The sequence below is a fragment of the Prochlorococcus sp. MIT 1303 genome (genome assembly GCF_001631965.1).
In the GTDB taxonomy this organism is placed as follows: domain Bacteria; phylum Cyanobacteriota; class Cyanobacteriia; order PCC-6307; family Cyanobiaceae; genus Prochlorococcus; species Prochlorococcus marinus_D.
In genome coordinates, this window is record NZ_LVHK01000032.1 from 1 (window position 1) to 16,458 (window position 16,458).

Sequence of the window (16,458 nt, forward strand, 5' to 3'; positions counted from 1 at the left end):
CAACTTGCGGGTCTCTGGATTGACTTCTAGGAAGGCCACACCAAGGGTTTTTCCGAGAAGCGCTTCGTGATTCTCTCCATTTTGGAGCTGAGAGCGGGGGATAAATCCTCTCAGGCCTTCAAGGTCGCAGGTCACTCCACCACGGTTGAATCCATTGACCTTGACCTGGGCGACCTTGCCTTCCTTCTCCATCTGCTGCACCTTGGTCCAGCTCTTACGCAGCTCTAGAGCTCGACAGCTGATGGTGACCATCCCATCGGCATTTTGCTCTCGGGTGACGAGTACTTCGACCTCTAAACCCTTTGGGAAGCGCTCTTTGAGGCTGGTAATTACGCCAAGGCCGCATTCATTTTTGGGCATAAAGCCTGGTGCTTTCCCGCCGATGTCGACGTAAACACCATCACTTTCCAAAGCGATGACCTTGCCTGTAGCCACTTCCCCTGTGGTTCCAATTGGTTCGTTTTCATCTAGAGCAGCCAAGAAGGCGTCTTCATCGAAGTCGAAATCGTCGACACTGCGTGCTGGGTTGGATTGCCCTTCTTCGTTTCGATGATCGTTGCCCTTGGGGGCCGCACCGCTTCGGCGTGACTGATCGACCGGACCAAGTAGATCGGCCATCGTCATGTTTTGCAGCTCGCCGAGATCAAAACGACTCTCATCTGAGGCTGCATCAGCTGAGACGGATCGATTGGGGGCGTTGCTGAGCTGGCCTGATCCTGTAGTTGCTTCGCTGCCAGGGGACGTTGTTTCTGCGGCTTCTCGCAGTAGCTTTTCTTGCTCCCCACGCCTGCTGATGTGCATGACCTGCAGGGGCTTGCGAGGGGCTTCCGCTGCGGGCTTAGGGGGCTTTGGTCTATTGGGCTGCGGACTGCCTGATCCGGCCATGGGGGCCTTGGGGTCGTCGATCAAGCATTCTGACAGGCAGGGTGGGGTTCTGTTCGCAGATTGGTGCTGATGTCTATTTCTTGCAGGCGCTTTGACCATCTCAGCTGGCCAGAGGCTGCAGAGGCGGTTGGTCTGGGGGGATCCACCTTGGTTTGGCCATTCGGGGCCTGTGAACAGCATGGTCCGCATTTGCCTCTGATAACGGACGCTTTTTTCGCAGAGCGCATGTTGGTTGAGGTCCTGGAACGCTTGCCTGCAGACCTGCCGATCTGGATGTTGCCAGCCCAGTCATTGGGATTTTCTCCGGAACATGAGGCATTCCCCGGAACTCTTTCCCTTTCAGCGAACCTGATGTTTCAGCTGGTCATTGAAGTTGGTCAGCAATTGGCGGCCATGGGAGTTCGTCGTTTGCTGCTTTTCAATGCACATGGAGGCCAGATTGGCTTATTGCATGTGGCGGCTCGGCAGCTTCGTGCTCAATGCCCTGCGATGGCTGTATTGCCCTGTTTTCTCTGGAGTGGTGTGGGGGCATTAAAGGATTTGCTCCCTGAAAGTGAGCGTGAGGTAGGGCTGCATGCTGGTCTGGCTGAGACCAGCCTGATGCTGTCCATGGCGCCTGAGTTGGTAGGGCTTGAGCGCCCTATCGATGGTGACCACTACACCCCTGGCCTATCCACCACTCCGCCGATGGGTTGGAGCCTTGAGGGGCATGCTCCATGTGCTTGGCTTACGGACGATTTCAGTGAGTCCGGGGTGATCGGTGATAGTCGAGAGGCTAATGCTGCGCTAGGGAAAGCATTGGAGCAGGCTTTAGCCGATCACTGGGTTAATTTGCTGATCAGCCTGATGGGAAGCCAATGGCCTCCGGTGAGAGAACCAGAAGGCTTGTGATATTAACGGGCAGCTTGAGTCGATTTTCTCAAAGAGAAGGTTAAAGTCTCTCGACTGCCGACTCCTAAAAAGATCCATGCCTACGCTAGAGATGCCTGAGGCTGCTGTTCTTGACAGCACTGTTGGATCTTCAGAAGCCCTGCCAGACTTCACTTCAGATGCATATAAGGATGCCTACAGTCGAATCAACGCAATAGTCATTGAGGGCGAACAGGAAGCCCATGACAATTACATCTCGATTGGCACGCTGCTTCCCGATCATGTCGAAGAGCTCAAGCGGCTTGCCAAGATGGAGATGAGGCACAAGAAGGGCTTCACGGCTTGCGGCAAGAACCTTGGTGTCGAGGCTGACATGGACTTCGCAAGGGAGTTTTTTGCTCCTTTGCGTGACAACTTCCAGACTGCTTTAGAGCAAGGGAAAACACCTACCTGCTTGCTGATCCAGGCGCTTTTGATTGAAGCCTTTGCTATTTCGGCTTATCACACCTATATCCCTGTTTCTGACCCCTTTGCTCGCAAGATTACTGAAGGTGTCGTGAAGGACGAGTACACACACCTCAATTATGGCGAGGCTTGGCTCAAGGCCAATTTGGAGAGTTGCCGTGAGGAGTTGCTTGAGGCCAATCGCGAGAACCTGCCTCTGATTCGCCGGATGCTTGATCAGGTGGCAGGCGATGCTGCCGTGCTGCAGATGGACAAGGAAGATCTGATTGAGGATTTCTTGATCGCCTACCAGGAATCTCTCACCGAGATTGGCTTTAACACTCGTGAAATTACCCGTATGGCAGCGGCAGCCCTTGTGGGCTGAAGTGCTGCCTTTGGGCTTCCTTTCCGCTTATATCCATTTGTGAGCAGCTTGGTTGAAGGTCAAGCAATTGACCCTAAAGACCAGCATCCATGGGATTATGGTTGACTTGGCCCTCTCTAGGGCTTATAGGCTGAGCTCAGCTTTTCCGTACGTCAGCACTACATGTTTGGTCTGATCGGTCATTCCACCAGTTTTGAAGATGCCAGGAAGAAGGCACTTGAGATTGGCTATGACCATCTAGATGGAGATCTCGATGTTTGGTGCAGTGCTCCTCCCCAGTTTCTGGAAGAGATTGAGGTCGAAAGCCTTACAGGAAAGAAAATAGAAGGGGCTTATATCGATTCATGTTTTGTGCCAGAAATGTTGAGTCGGTTCAAAACTGCCCGTCGCAAAGTTCTCAATGCGATGGAATTGGCACAGAAGAGAGGCATTGAAATCAGTGCCCTAGGTGGATTTACCTCAATTATTTTTGAGAACTTCAATCTTCTTAAGCATCAACATGTCCGAAACACCACTCTTGAATGGGAGCGCTTTACGACTGGCAATACTCATACAGCATGGGTTATTTGTCGTCAGCTTGAGAACAATGCCCCACTTTTAGGCATTGATTTAAGTAAGGCGCGTGTTGCGGTAGTTGGTGCCACTGGCGATATAGGTAGTGCTGTTTGCCGTTGGCTTTCCTCTCGAACTGGCGTCGCCGAACTTCTATTGGTGGCTAGACAGCAAAAACCTCTTATTGAACTTCAAGCTGAATTAGCTGGCGGCAGAATACTGAGTCTTGAAGAGGCCTTGCCTGAAGCTGATGTTGTGGTTTGGGTTGCCAGCATGCCTCGAACCCTTGAAATTGATATGGAGAGTTTGCGCAATCCTTGCCTGATGATTGATGGGGGCTATCCGAAGAACTTAGATACAAAGTTTGCTGGGGGTGGGGTGCATGTGCTCAAAGGAGGAATCGTTGAGTTCTGCAATGACATCAGCTGGGATGTTGGCTGGATGGCAGAGATGGATAAGCCTGAGAGGCAAATGTTTGCCTGTTTTGCAGAAGCAATGCTGTTGGAGTTTGAGAATTGCCACACAAATTTCAGTTGGGGGCGTAACCAGATCAGCCTTGAGAAGATGGATTTCATCGGCATGGCGTCTTTGCGTCATGGCTTTTCAAGCCTCAATCTCAATCACCAACTTCAGGCTGCTGCAGCCTGAACCTTGTTTCCGGATCTTCTCTTGTTATGGCTCGTCGTTATCTGTTTGAGTTCGAAAAGCCATTGGTAGAACTAGAGCAGCAGATTGAGCAGATCCGAGAGCTTGCACGCGATTCCGAAGTCGATGTCAGTCAGCAGTTGCTCCAGTTAGAGACCTTGGCGGCGCGCAGACGGGAGGAAATTTTTCAAGCTCTTACACCGGCCGAGAAAATTCAGGTGGCTCGCCATCCTCATCGGCCGAGCACTTTGGATTTTGTCCAAATGTTTTGCGACGACTGGGTTGAGTTGCATGGTGACCGTCGTGGTAGCGACGACCAGGCGTTGGTTGGTGGTGTGGGCCGTATTGGTAAGCGCTCTGTGATGCTGATCGGACATCAAAAGGGCAGGGATACAAAAGAAAATGTGGCTAGAAACTTTGGGATGGCGACGCCTGGTGGTTACCGCAAGGCTCTTCGCCTGATGGATCATGCCGATCGTTTTCGTTTACCCATCCTCACTTTCATCGATACGCCGGGTGCATATGCAGGACTTCTTGCCGAGGAGCAGGGGCAAGGTGAAGCCATTGCAGTCAACTTGCGTGAAATGTTCCGTTTGCGCGTGCCTGTGATTGCCACGGTGATTGGGGAAGGAGGGTCCGGTGGCGCTCTTGGAATTGGCGTAGCTGATCGTTTGCTCATGTTTGAGCACAGCGTCTACACCGTGGCTAGTCCGGAAGCCTGTGCTTCGATTCTTTGGAGAGATGCCGCCAAAGCTCCTGAGGCGGCTGCTGCTTTGAAGATTACTGGTCCAGACCTACTTAGCTTGGGAGTGGTGGATGAAGTGCTTCCAGAACCAGCTGGAGGTAACAACTGGGCACCTCTTCAGGCGGGAGAGGTGCTCAGAGAGGCTATCGAGCGGCACCTCGATGATCTTCTTGGTTTAAAGGTTAATCAGCTTCGCGAATCGCGGTATCGGAAATTCCGGGCTATGGGTCGTGTTCTCGATCCAAGCTCGTCGGAAACCGGCTTGCCTGCCTAGGGTGATTGGGCTGCATTCGCTCCTTGCCTACTGCCCTGATTACTGGAGCATCTCGCGGTATTGGGGAAGCAGCTGCGCGGTTGTTTGCAAATTCCGGTTGGGATTTGATGTTGGTAGCCCGCAGCCAAGATGCACTTCAGGCACTTTCCCAAGAGCTAAAAAGTACAGGCCAGAATGTTCTTTTTAAATCAATCGATTTGGCTGATCCAGAAGCCATTGCTCCTGGTATCGAGGATTTGCTTGGACAGGGCCATTGCCCATCGGTGTTGATCAACAATGCTGGGGCGGCTTGGACAGGGGATCTTCTATCCATGCCTTTGAAGCGTTGGCAATGGTTGCTTCAGATGAATCTCACTAGCGTCTTCCAGTTGTGTTCTGTTGTGGTGCCTGCGATGCGTACCAGCGGTGGATTGGTGATCAATGTGAGCAGTCATGCCTCTCGCAATGCTTTCCCACAGTGGGGTTCGTACTGCACCACCAAAGCAGCATTGGCTACTTTTACTAGTTGCTTGGCGGCGGAAGAGCGCAATCATGGGATACGTGCTTGCACCCTCACGCTTGGTGCGGTCAATACCCCTCTTTGGGATACTGAAACCGTGCAAAGTAGCTTCGACCGTGATGCCATGCTGTCTGTTGAGCAGGCGGCCGCCGCCCTTCTACACTTGGCTCAGCAGCCACCATCACAGGTGATTGAAGATCTCACTCTAATGCCAGCCACTGGCGCCTTTTAACCAGCCTTTAATGACTTCCATAATCCCAGCATCATCTAAAGACCTAGGTCAGCATCGCAATGGCTTGCCTGGGAATGGTCAGCCAAAAAATGAAAATAAGATCTCTGAACGTATACGTGCCCGCCTTGTTGCAGAAGATGTTTCCTTCCTCGCCAACGACAATATTGCAGAACACATTCAACCTGGAGAGCTGAAGGAACTTGAAGCAGAAGTTGCTGATCGCGTGCGAGAACTGCTCCAAAGCCTAGTGATTGATATTGATAATGACCACAACACACAAGAGACTGCCGAGCGGGTTGCTCGCATGTATTTAAATGAAGTATTTAAAGGTCGATTCTATGAGCAGCCAGATGTTACTAGCTTTCCAAATACAAAAGATTTAGATGAAATTTATACTGTTGGCCCCATAACTGTTCGTTCTGCTTGCTCTCATCATTTGGTTCCTATCCTTGGTAACTGTTGGATTGGCATTAAGCCTGGCAGTCGTGTGATTGGGCTCTCAAAGTTTGCGAGAGTGGCTGACTGGGTCTTTTCAAGGCCACATATCCAGGAAGAAGCTGTAATGATTCTTGCTGATGAAATAGAGCGTTTATGTGAGCCTAAGGGTTTAGGGATAATAGTAAAAGCACAACATTATTGTATGAAATGGCGAGGAGTGAAAGAGCCAAATACCAGCATGGTGAACTCAGTTGTCAGAGGAGTTTTTCGTCATGACCCTAGCCTTAAGCAGGAATTTTTCGAGCTTGTTCGCCAGCAGGAGTCCACGCTAGGAGCTTAAAAGTTCTTTCTAGGTCTTTTAGAGGTATAAGGCTTAATAATGGCCAGCTCTGATTAACATGTGTGTATCAGCTTGGCTTGTTACTAGCCAAGTCGATGAAGCTCTGTCAAGCTAATTCTTGTATTTACAATTTAGGGGTTAATGTTTTCACCTTTGTTTGCAATGGCTCTTAATCTGAGCCCATTGGCGATTGGAGTGATTGTAGTTGCGACTGTCTTGGTGTTAGGCGCGAATGTCTTCTTTGGAATTCAGCAACGGCAGGAACAGCTCAATGATCAAGCTAAAAAATAATTAGTCGAAATCTTCAGATGGGTCGTTCTAGGAAGATTGTTTAAAGTTTTGGCTTAGGCATGTTTATCTTGACTTGATTGAAATTCTTATTGCCTACTCGCCCTTTATCGCCGAAATTCAATTTCAACCCATTGAAAAAATCTGCTGCAGCTCAAATTGTTTAAGAGCCTTGATTACATCACTGAATCTATTTTTGCTGCTGACGTACCGCTTGAACCAGGGCCTCAACCAGTTTTAGATCCTTGATCCCTGGCGAAATCTCGAGACGGCTTGAGGCATCCAAGCCCCATGGATTCACCTGGCTCAAAAGTTCTGGAATCCACTCTGCGGAGACACCACCCGCTAGCCACCAGGGCAGTTCAAATTGGCTTTGGTGGAGCCAGTTCAGGGGAAGGCGATGGCCTGTGCCACCTAGTTGTCCAGGCCTCCATGCATCGAGGAGTAGCGCGTCGACCTGGCCTGCATAGGTATGGGCAAGGGATAGATCCTCATGGCTACGTATGCGCAGGGCTTTCCACCACTGCGTGTTGGGGTGTTGCCTGCGCAGGTTTGCGCAGTGTTCTGGAGTTTCTTGGCCGTGAAGCTGGATTGTCGACGGTGCACCTTCTCCTTGCAGGGCTTCGGCTAGGTCGAGGTCATTTGGATCAGCGACCACCCAGACCCGTTGGAGTTCTGGCTTGAAGCTGTTCAGTTGAGCGAAAAGGTCTCGCCGTTGCTGTTCTGCGAGATAGCGGGGTGAGCTTGCAACGCCGATTACGCCAATGGCTTCGACACCCAGTGCTGCAATCGATTTGGCTTGGTCAATGTTGGTGAGACCGCAGATCTTCACTGCGGTGGATGTGGGAGACCCCATAGGCAAGACCATTGGCTCGAGACTTTTCTAAGATTGATTTGCTACTGGCCGCTGATCCGGCTCGATGGAGATGAAAGGGTGGGCGAAGGCTGGGAGCTGATGAAGATTCGGGGAATCCCTTTAAGGGTTCATCCCAGCTGGTTTGTGATCCTGTTGCTTTTTACCTGGATTTCACAAAATCAGGTGTCCGCTGCAGCTGAATCTTCGCTTCCAGCTTGGATCAGCTGGGGTCTGGGGTTGATTACGGCCCTGCTGTTGTTTTTGTCTGTTCTCCTGCATGAGCTAGGCCACTCTTTGGTTGCACTGCGTGAGGGGGTCAAGGTTCGCAGCATCACGCTTTTTTTCCTGGGAGGTGTTGCCAGCGTTGAGAGGGAGTGCTCTACACCGATGGCCTCTTTAAGGGTTGCTGCAGCCGGACCATTGGTGAGCTTGGTGTTAGCTGTTGCCTTGCTGACGGGAGGGGTGTATGCAGCTGATCACGTCAATCCGCTGCTTGCCAATCTCGTTGGGCAGTTGGGTGGGCTCAATTTGTTGCTAGCCCTTTTTAACTTGCTGCCTGGGTTGCCTCTTGATGGAGGCTTGATCCTTAAGGCTTTGGTCTGGCAGTGGACTGGCAGTCAGAGGAAGGGTGTCCAGGTCGCGACAGCAACTGGCCGTGCCCTGTCTCTCTCGGCAATGGTGTTGGGGGGTTGGTTGCTCTTCTTTAAAGGTGGTGGGATAGGTGGGCTTTGGCTGTTGATGCTCGGTTGGTTTGGTCTCGGTGCATCTCGCTCTCAAACCCAGCTACTTGCCTTGCAGAAGGTCTTACGTGAGCTCAACGTGGGCCTGGCGGCTGGGCGCAACTTCCGTGTGCTTGAAGATGACCAGTCGTTGCGCAGGCTTAGTCAGTTGCGTTTGTCTGGCAGCGAGGAGCAGTCTCCTCAGGAGTGGGTTTTGGTTTGTCGCTCTGGTCGATGGGTTGGTTACATGACGGACCAACCCTTAAAAGAATTGCCTGTGCAGCAATGGGATAGGCAATGCCTGGCGGATCACATGAAGCCGATATCTGAGTTGCCTTCCATTGGCGAGAAAGCCCCGTTATGGCAGGCGGTGATGGCACTAGAACAGGCTGAGGAGGGCAGGCTTCTTGTTTTTAATGTTGCTGGTCTTCCTTGCGGAACATTAGATCGAATTGACCTCTCCGAAGCTGTGCTTAAGCGTCTTGGGGTAAGGCTTCCTGCTCAGTTTCTCGAAGCTGCTCGCCGTCAGAACACCTATCCCCTGGGAATGGCACTGCCTAAAGTTGTGGAGTCGATGGTCTCGGGCGGATTGGTTGAGCAGCCTGAGGCATCCAGCAGTACTTCATAGTTCGGTGCTTTGTTGGCAACTGAGCTCCATTCATCGTTAGTGATAGGGCTCTCTTGCCAGTTCACCTCTGGCCAACAGGAGCGAAACGTTATTTGCAGGAGATGGCTCAGTTCCTCTCTAGGGATTGATGCTGGTGCGTCGCTAGGTGGTTCGCAATCGAAGACTTCTCGCCAGAGTCTTTGAGGGGGATTCAGGATGATCTCGCCATGTTGAAGGAGATGACCCTGCCGCCAGAGTTGTGCACTGCCGATGCGTTTGTGACCCTGAGAATCCACAAGATCAGCGGCTGTGGCTGTGGCGAAGCAGTTACTCTCGCTGGCCCCCCTGGCTGGGTGATCGCCAAATTGCAAAGGTAATTCGAGCTCTTTAAAGCCCCGTATGAGCCATTGACAAGCTTGTTTATAGGCTTGTTGTCTCTGGCGGGGAGGAGAGGGCCAGATCAGTGCATAAGTGAGCCCTCCTGCATGCAGGACTGCACTACCGCCACTGGGTCGCCGAACCAGCTCTAGATCTCCTCGTGTGGCCAGGGCATTCCAGTGCTCGGGCCAGTGGCGTTGGTTGCGACCAAGGGAAAGCCATGGACCGTTCCATTGATAGAAGCGCAGTGTTGGCAGTGGTTTCGCATCTGCTTGGTAAGACTCGAGCAGCACCTCATCGAGGGCCATCTGTTCTGGGCCAGACAATCGCAAAGGGGAGATCAAGCGGCCGCGACCTGGCGAGATGGGTAGGCAGGATGCGGCTGTTGGCATAGAGCAGTGATGGTGTTGTGGGATTTGCTGGTGTTTGTGCCTTTGGGGCTGTTGGCTGGTGGTCTGGCTGGTCTCCTGGGCATTGGCGGCGGTCTGATCTTTGCGCCCCTCCTGCTGTGGATGGGGCTTAGCCCTCATCAGGCTTTAGCAACCAGTACTTTTGCCATTGTTCCTACTGCGTTGAGTGGCACGCTGACCCATCTCTTCGCTGGAGGATTTCAGCTTCGGGCTGGATTGAGCATCGCAGTGGCCGCATTTTTGTCTTCGCTGCTGTTCAGCAAGATTGGTTTAGATGTTTCTGGCTGGCTTTTGCTGACGCTTCAGGTGGGGCTCTATCTCTTGGTGGCTGCCACGATTCGTTCAGAGCCTCATCAAGTAGTTCAGCAGCTCAAATCCACTCTTTTCCTGCCGGGTCTTGCAGTTGTTGGCGGTGTCGCAGGATTTTCAGCAGGCTTGCTTGGTTTGGGGGGTGGTTTGCTGATGGTGCCTTTGATGGTGAATGGTTTGGCTGTTCCTATTCACTTGGCGATCCGTTTAAGCACTCTCGCCGTGACATGTTCAGCGACTGCGGCCTCTTTACAGTTTCTTAGCGAGGGCCGTGGTTATGCTGGGATTGGGCTTTTGCTGGGTGGCGTGGCGGCTCTGGCCGCTCATTGGTCAGCGTCTCGGCTTGCAAGGGTTTCTGGCAATCTTCTGGCATGGATGTTGAGAACTCTTTTGCTGATGCTTGCTTTTGGCACTGGCTGTCAGGCCTTGATTCTGGTGTTGGGGCATTAACTATTCCTCGCGCAAGTTTCGGCGCGAAGCCTCGAGTTTCAAGAGCCCATGTTTTTTGCTGCAAGGCGTTATTAATGAGTTGATCTCAGGAACCCTTTCCCTCCGAGAAAGACGCTTCGAGACCTTGCTCTCAAGGGGCTTTGTGAGGCGTCTTTCCAGTCAGTGGATGGTGGGGAGATTGATCTATCAATGCCATTCGACGGAGGAGTTGCCATTGATAGGTGTGACAGGCCTTTGCGAAGACTGGTCTTAGGTACCGTTTTGCTAGGAGAATATGGATGCTTCTAGCGTTCCCCTTCCATCATGGGCATCACTGATATTGCAAATGTCGACTTGGCCGGTTTGTGCCTCGTGGTTGTCTTTCATTGCGGTGTGCTAGCTCTTCGCCTTGGCGTAACCCTTCATGAGGCTTGATTGAGGCCTTGATCTAATTGGGTCTAGCCCCTTGGCAGTTGAGGTTTGCTGCGCTACAAGCGGTCAACCGTTGAATAAACTTGGGCTCCTCCCTGGCTAGACCCAGGTCAAAACAGAAAAGCACAGCTCGGCGTCAGCGTAAGCAGATTCATCCTGAGGTGATGGATGCATTCACTATGGCGTCTACTTTGCAGCTGCAAGAGCAGCGCAGAGAGATTAATTTCAGCCTTTTGGCATTGACCATGAAGCTGGGATTGGTTTCCCTTTGTGTTGTGACTCTGGTCAAGCTCTCAATCGCTTATCAGGAACGTCTTGATCGTCATGGTGAACTTGTCGCCGTCTTGAACCTTGAATCTGCTCAGCTGAATACCCTTCAGCAACGTTTTGATCGTTTGTTCACCCTTGGAGGCGGCATTCGTCTGATGGACGAGCATGATCAGTGGATCGCCCCGAATCGTTTGAGGGTCATCTGGCGCTGAGTTTTGTTTTGCTTGCGTCGAGAGAGAAGCTCAGCGCTTAGTTTTATATCTATACCAACCTGCTGCTCTCAAGGCTGCGTCGATGGCTTCTTCTCAAGCTTCTCCAGGCACCGTCTTAATCACGGGCACGACCTCTGGCGTCGGGTTGTATGCCTGCAAGGCACTCGTCTATCGAGGCTGGCAGGTGATCACTGCAAATCGACATCCATTGCGAGCTGTTGCCGCTGCTGAGAGGGTGGGTATCCCAGCCGCTCAACTTCAGCATCTAAGGATGGATTTGAGTGATCTCCAGAGCGTTCGCGATGGAGTCGAGACCCTTCTCGGCTCGCTCGAACAACCGTTGGATGCGCTTGTTTGTAATGCTGCGGTCTATCAGCCCAGATTGAGCAAGCCGAAACGCTCAGCTCAGGGCTATGAGCTCTCGATGGCAACCAATCATTTCGGCCATTTCTTGCTGATTCAACTTTTGCTTGAGAACCTCGGCAAAGCAAAAGTATTTCAATCAGCGCGTGGCTCTTATTTGTCTGCTGCCCGAGTGGTCATTCTTGGCACAGTCACTGCAAATTATAAGGAGCTTGGCGGCAAGATCCCCATTCCTGCACCGGCTGATCTGGGTAATCTTTCAGGTTTTGAGCAAGGATTTCATGCGCCTATCAGTATGGCGAGTGGCAAAAGCTTCAAGCCTGGCAAGGCCTATAAAGACAGCAAGCTCTGCAACATGATCACCACGCAGGAGCTTCATCGGCGTCTACATGAACAATCAGGCATTTTATTTACCTCTCTTTATCCTGGTTGTGTGGCTGATACACCGTTATTCCGCTACACACCAAAAATCTTCCGGTTTTTGTTTCCTATATTCCAGAGGCTGATTACTGGTGGATATGTCACCCAGGCCAAGGCTGGCCAACGGGTTGCACAGGTTGTGACTAATCCAGAGTTTGGTGTATCAGGCGTGCATTGGAGTTGGGGCAATCGTCAGAAGAAGAACCGCGAAAGTTTCCGACAGGAACTATCGGAAAGGGCAACAGATCCCATCACCGCAAAACGGGTCTGGGAATTGTCGATGAAATTGGTTGGTTTGACTTAAATGATCAAGGGCTTTGCTCCTTTTAGAGGTTAGTCAAAGCCAAGCAGGTCAAAAATTTCACGATCTTTGAGAGGTTCCGCTTCAAGAGGCTCAACCTTATCGATCATTTTTTGTGCGAGTGCAAGATATTCATTTTGACATTCCATTACCCCCTCGTCTGATGAGTCCATCTCGAAAATTGTGCATTTTTTAAGTCTTGATCTACGTATTGCATCAACGTTTTTAAAATGAGCCATAGTTTTCAGCCCTGTCTGTTGATTGAATTTTTCTATTTGATCTAATTCGGCAGAACGATTCGCAATAACTCCGCCAAGGCGAACTTTGTAGTTCTTAGCTTTGGCGTTAATTGCAGCGACAATGCGATTCATCGCAAAAATCGAATCAAAGTCGTTGGCGGTGACGATGAGGCAGTAGTTGGCATGTTGCAAGGGTGCAGCGAAGCCGCCACAGACCACGTCTCCAAGGACATCGAAGATCACCACATCGGTGTCTTCCAGCAGGTGATGCTCTTTGAGCAGCTTTACGGTCTGTCCAGTCACGTAACCACCGCAACCGGTGCCGGCTGGAGGCCCACCACTCTCGACACACTTGACTCCATTGAAGCCTTCAAACATGAAGTCATCTGGTCGTAACTCTTCGCTATGGAAATCAACCTCTTCAAGGATGTCGATCACCGTAGGCACCATGCGATGCGTAAGCGTGAAAGTACTGTCGTGCTTGGGATCACAACCAATTTGCAGCACTCGTTTGCCGAGTTTGGAGAATGCGGCTGAAAGGTTGGAGGAGGTGGTGGATTTACCAATTCCGCCTTTCCCATAAACCGCGATTACCAGGGCCCCTTCCTGAATGCGAACAGAAGCATCCTGTTGAACTTGCACACTGCCTTCACCATCGGCTGGTCGTGTCAGGGTCGTGGTCATTGAGTGATCTTGCTCAAGTTCGTGTTGTTATTCAAGGCCAATGGATCTATCTCTGCTGGTTCCTAACAAATTCGATACAACTTCTTTGGTTGTTTGCTTGCTTTTCGAGACAAAGGGATTGACTATTGGAGAAAGATGAGTGTAAACACTCATCCCCTTTTCTCCTTGTAATGACTATAGGTTTCTCTATTTTTCTCTGATAGTCAAGCCCGAAAGTGGACTTTTGCGTCGTAAACGGTTTCGCTGTCGATACGTCTACAACCAGCCTGGCGCGCATACTTTTCCGTATTGCGACGAACCTTTCCTCGAACAAAGAAGGGGATCTTTGCGAGCTCTGCTTCTCCCTCTGGGGTCCAGAGAGGTGATTCCTCAGATGAGGAATCTGCATTTGATTGCGTTGATGGATTGGTTGCTGCTTGGCTTTGTTGTTGTTCCGTTTGGCTCTGATGTCCGCCTAGGTGTCCTAGGTGGCTTTGATGACCATCCACAAATTCAAAGTCATGGCGGAACATACCGATTAGATGCTCCTCAAGGCCCATCATCAATGGATGCACCCAGCTATCGAAAATGACGTTTGCACCTTCCCATCCCATTTGTGGGCTGTATCTGGCAGGGACGTCTTGCACGTGCATCGGTGTGCTGATGACTGCACAGGGAATACCCAATCGTTTGGCACTGTGCCGCTCCATCTGTGTGCCAAGCACAAGTTCGGGAGCTGCCTCTGCCATGGCAGCTTCCACGGCAAGGTAGTCATCGCTGATGAGTGCTTCAAGTCCTAGTTCTTTGGCTGCAGCTCGCACCGGTCTGGCCATTTCGCGGCTGTATGTGCCAAGACCCACCACTTTGAAACCCAGCTCTTGATCAGCAATCCTTGCTGCGGCAAGGGCATGGGTGCCATCGCCGAAAATGAACACGCGCTTGCCGGTGAGGTAGTTGGAATCCACGGACTGTGAATACCAAGGTAGTCTCGATTGCTCTGCACCTTCGCCTGGATTGGGTGCAGGCATCTCTAACAATTGATGGAGTTCTTCTAAAAAGTCTTTGGTAGCACCCACTCCGATCGGCACTGTTTTGGAGAACGGCATGCCGTAATTGCGCTCAAGCCAGAGACAAGTTGCTTCTGCGATTTCAGGGTAAAGACAGACATTCAGATCAGCATTGGGCAGCCGCATTAGATCGGCTGGTCTTGCTTCAAGTGGAGCCACAACATGTACATCAATGCCGTGTTGATTGAGCAGTTTTTCCAATTCGAGAATGTCGTCTCTACAGCGGAAGCCGAGCAGGGTTGGCCCCAAGAGATTCACTCTGGGTCGGCGTCCTTGGCTTTTCCATGCAGCAGGGCTATGACTGACGCCAGATTGCTCAGAAGGCTGCTTGCTGAGGATGCCTCGCACGAGTTGATAGAACGTTTCTGAGGCTCCCCAATTTTCTTTCTTGCTGTAGGCCGGCAGTTCTATACCCACAACAGGCATGTTGAAACCCATGCCTGAAGCAAGCGAGCCGGGTTGGTCTTGAATGAGTTCAGCGGTGCAACTTTCACCCACCAAGAGTGCTTCGGGGTTAAAGCGCTCCACGGCTTCACGCAGATGACCTTTGACCAATTCAGCCGTATCTCCTCCTAGATCCCTGGCTTGAAAGGTGGTGTAGGTCACGGGCGGCCTGCGTCCGCGCCGCTCGATCATCGTGAACAGCAGATCTGCGTAAGTGTCTCCTTGCGGGGCATGCAACACATAATGCACTCCTTCCATCGAGGAAGCGATGCGCATGGCTCCTACGTGAGGAGGTCCTTCATATGTCCAGAGAGTGAGTTCCATTGTTTTTTTAGACGCTTACGAGGAGTTGGTTGTTGAGAAGGTTGCGGCGATGCAGTGGCCTTGCAAACAGTTCGGCGAGGTCTGCGGCTTGATCAATGCCGTGGATGGGGCTAAAGATCAATTCGATTGACCATTTCGTTGCAATCTCTTCCGCTTCAAGGGGATTTGCCAAACCCATGCCGCAGACAACTAGATCAGGACGCTGCTCCCTAACCCTGTCGAGCTGCTTCTCCACATGTTGGCCCTCCATGACCTGTGTGTTGTGCGGCAGCAGTTCCAATTCAGACTGCATCATGTCTCGATTGAGATAAGGAACTCCAACTTCTACAAGTTCCATTCCACATTCTCTGTGAAGGAAACGCGCTAGTGGAATTTCCAACTGGGATTCAGGCATCAGGAAAATTCGCTTTCCAGCCAGTTGCTCTTTGTAGGGCGATAAAGCCTTTTGGGCGCGCACCATCAAAGGTTCAAGGATGGTTGCAACGTGACTGCCATTGATATCAAAAGCTTGGGCTGCCGCTTCCATCCAGAGTCGGCTTCCCTCAGCTCCCAGAGGGAAAGGCGCTTGAAGGATCTCGGCGCCTCTGTCTTTGAGTTCCCTAGCCGTGTCAGTTAAGTAGGGCTGGGTTAGCAAAACACGGGTGCCAGGCCCTACGGATGGCAGATCAGTCGACTGCCTTGGCGGCAAGCTGGACACTGAGGGGATGCCGAGGCGCTCGAATAAATGGATGAGACGATCTTCAACTGCGTTGGCCATGGTGCCAACAAGCAGTAGCTGCGCTTCGTTGCTATTAGGCATCAACGGCACCATGGCTTTGAGCGCGCCGTCCTCTCCCTGAGTAAAGGTGGTTTCAATGCCGCTGCCTGAGTAATTCAGCACGCGTACGCCGCCTTGAAGCTGTCCATTGAGTCGCTCGGCAACTCTTGCCAGATCTAACTTGATCACTTCGCTGGGGCAGGAACCCACCAGAAAGAGGGTGCGAATTTCAGGACGTCTCGCCAACAAGTCGTTTATCACCCGATCGAGCTCTTCATGGGCGTCTGCGAGTCCAGCGAGGTCTCGCTCTCCCAGGATGGCAGTGCCAAAACGCGGCTCGGCAAAGATCATCACGCCTGCGGCGCTTTGGATCAGATGTGCACAGGTGCGTGAGCCCACCACGAGGAAGAAGGCGTCGGGCATTCGTCGATGCAGCCAAACAATTGACGTCAAGCCACAGAAAACCTCCCGAGGTCCGCTTTCCTTTAGCAGCGTCGTGCTGCCCATGGGCTTCTCCAAAATCGCTATAACAATTTGCTTGATGAATGAACAAATCTGCGGGAGTTAATAAACTCTTCGGGATCGAGAAAAGCTTTTTGTTATAGAGGCCAGACAAATTGCTTCTCTTGCCATAGAGGAGGGGCCCACAGCCAGATATTGT

At 51.6% G+C, this 16,458-nt stretch carries 18 protein-coding genes; 12 read left to right on the forward strand and 6 right to left on the reverse strand.

Annotated features, from left to right (window positions below):
- Positions 1-885: S1 RNA-binding domain-containing protein (locus PMIT1303_RS02380; RefSeq protein ID WP_156486882.1), on the reverse strand; the 885-nt coding region annotated here is incomplete at its 3' end.
- A 69-nt stretch (positions 886-954) separates the two neighbouring features.
- Between PMIT1303_RS02380 and PMIT1303_RS02385 the strand changes: the two genes are divergently transcribed.
- The 7 genes from PMIT1303_RS02385 to PMIT1303_RS14195 all read left to right on the forward strand — a co-directional run bounded on the left by PMIT1303_RS02385 (position 955) and on the right by PMIT1303_RS14195 (position 6,600).
- A complete protein-coding gene (locus PMIT1303_RS02385) occupies positions 955-1,776 on the forward strand; it encodes a creatininase family protein (protein WP_063397398.1) in 822 nt (273 codons plus the stop codon).
- Positions 1,777-1,852: 76 nt separating this feature from the next.
- Entirely contained in the window at positions 1,853-2,584 is a 732-nt protein-coding gene (locus PMIT1303_RS02390; protein WP_063397362.1) for an aldehyde oxygenase (deformylating), read from the forward strand.
- A 162-nt stretch (positions 2,585-2,746) separates the two neighbouring features.
- Positions 2,747-3,784 carry a long-chain acyl-[acyl-carrier-protein] reductase gene (locus PMIT1303_RS02395; RefSeq protein WP_063397363.1) on the forward strand — a complete coding sequence of 346 codons (1,038 nt, stop codon included), beginning with the start codon at positions 2,747-2,749 and terminating at the stop codon, positions 3,782-3,784.
- 26 nt (positions 3,785-3,810) lie between these two features.
- Positions 3,811-4,800, forward strand: a complete 990-nt coding sequence (locus PMIT1303_RS02400) for an acetyl-CoA carboxylase carboxyltransferase subunit alpha (RefSeq protein ID WP_063397364.1) — start codon at positions 3,811-3,813, stop codon at positions 4,798-4,800.
- Positions 4,801-4,823: 23 nt separating this feature from the next.
- The gene (locus PMIT1303_RS02405) at positions 4,824-5,531 is read left to right on the forward strand and encodes an SDR family oxidoreductase (RefSeq protein WP_041375069.1); all 708 of its coding nucleotides are present in this window, start codon (positions 4,824-4,826) and stop codon (positions 5,529-5,531) included.
- A gap of 10 nt (positions 5,532-5,541) precedes the next feature.
- Complete coding sequence (folE, locus tag PMIT1303_RS02410) at positions 5,542-6,309, forward strand: GTP cyclohydrolase I (protein ID WP_063397365.1); 768 nt, start codon at positions 5,542-5,544, stop codon at positions 6,307-6,309.
- A 162-nt stretch (positions 6,310-6,471) separates the two neighbouring features.
- Positions 6,472-6,600 (forward strand): hypothetical protein, encoded by a 129-nt coding sequence (locus tag PMIT1303_RS14195; protein WP_255359752.1) that lies wholly within the window; start codon positions 6,472-6,474, stop codon positions 6,598-6,600.
- A gap of 187 nt (positions 6,601-6,787) precedes the next feature.
- On the opposite strand, the gene PMIT1303_RS02415 is transcribed toward PMIT1303_RS14195, so the two are convergent.
- The gene (locus PMIT1303_RS02415; protein ID WP_063397366.1) at positions 6,788-7,465 is read right to left on the reverse strand and encodes a phosphoribosylanthranilate isomerase; all 678 of its coding nucleotides are present in this window, start codon (positions 7,463-7,465) and stop codon (positions 6,788-6,790) included.
- A 66-nt stretch (positions 7,466-7,531) separates the two neighbouring features.
- Between PMIT1303_RS02415 and PMIT1303_RS02420 the strand changes: the two genes are divergently transcribed.
- Positions 7,532-8,800, forward strand: coding sequence for a site-2 protease family protein (locus PMIT1303_RS02420; protein ID WP_063397400.1), 1,269 nt, complete (start codon positions 7,532-7,534; stop codon positions 8,798-8,800).
- Here the strand turns inward: PMIT1303_RS02420 and PMIT1303_RS02425 are convergent.
- On the reverse strand, positions 8,707-9,549 hold the full coding sequence (locus tag PMIT1303_RS02425; protein WP_063397367.1) for a lipoate--protein ligase family protein: 843 nt from the start codon (positions 9,547-9,549) through the stop codon (positions 8,707-8,709). The two genes, PMIT1303_RS02420 and PMIT1303_RS02425, sit on opposite strands and share 94 nt — an antisense overlap.
- A 9-nt stretch (positions 9,550-9,558) precedes the next feature.
- On the opposite strand from PMIT1303_RS02425, the gene PMIT1303_RS02430 reads away from it, so the two are divergent.
- The 4 genes from PMIT1303_RS02430 to PMIT1303_RS02445 all read left to right on the forward strand — a co-directional run bounded on the left by PMIT1303_RS02430 (position 9,559) and on the right by PMIT1303_RS02445 (position 12,306).
- On the forward strand, positions 9,559-10,326 hold the full coding sequence (locus PMIT1303_RS02430; RefSeq protein WP_063397368.1) for a sulfite exporter TauE/SafE family protein: 768 nt from the start codon (positions 9,559-9,561) through the stop codon (positions 10,324-10,326).
- Positions 10,327-10,629: 303 nt separating this feature from the next.
- A complete protein-coding gene (gene psaM / locus PMIT1303_RS02435; protein WP_011130590.1) occupies positions 10,630-10,740 on the forward strand; it encodes a photosystem I reaction center subunit XII in 111 nt (36 codons plus the stop codon).
- Positions 10,741-10,820: 80 nt separating this feature from the next.
- Positions 10,821-11,219, forward strand: coding sequence for a hypothetical protein (locus PMIT1303_RS02440; protein ID WP_231901253.1), 399 nt, complete (start codon positions 10,821-10,823; stop codon positions 11,217-11,219).
- Positions 11,220-11,301: 82 nt separating this feature from the next.
- The gene (locus tag PMIT1303_RS02445) at positions 11,302-12,306 is read left to right on the forward strand and encodes a protochlorophyllide reductase (protein WP_063397369.1); all 1,005 of its coding nucleotides are present in this window, start codon (positions 11,302-11,304) and stop codon (positions 12,304-12,306) included.
- 29 nt (positions 12,307-12,335) lie between these two features.
- On the opposite strand, the gene bchL is transcribed toward PMIT1303_RS02445, so the two are convergent.
- The 3 genes from bchL to PMIT1303_RS02460 all read right to left on the reverse strand — a co-directional run bounded on the left by bchL (position 12,336) and on the right by PMIT1303_RS02460 (position 16,304).
- Positions 12,336-13,226: a ferredoxin:protochlorophyllide reductase (ATP-dependent) iron-sulfur ATP-binding protein gene (gene bchL / locus PMIT1303_RS02450; protein ID WP_063397370.1), complete on the reverse strand. Its 891-nt coding sequence runs from the start codon at positions 13,224-13,226 to the stop codon at positions 12,336-12,338.
- A 203-nt stretch (positions 13,227-13,429) separates the two neighbouring features.
- The gene (locus PMIT1303_RS02455) at positions 13,430-15,040 is read right to left on the reverse strand and encodes a ferredoxin:protochlorophyllide reductase (ATP-dependent) subunit B (protein ID WP_063397371.1); all 1,611 of its coding nucleotides are present in this window, start codon (positions 15,038-15,040) and stop codon (positions 13,430-13,432) included.
- A 7-nt stretch (positions 15,041-15,047) separates the two neighbouring features.
- Positions 15,048-16,304, reverse strand: coding sequence for a ferredoxin:protochlorophyllide reductase (ATP-dependent) subunit N (locus tag PMIT1303_RS02460; protein WP_063397372.1), 1,257 nt, complete (start codon positions 16,302-16,304; stop codon positions 15,048-15,050).
- Positions 16,305-16,458 lie beyond the last annotated feature (154 nt).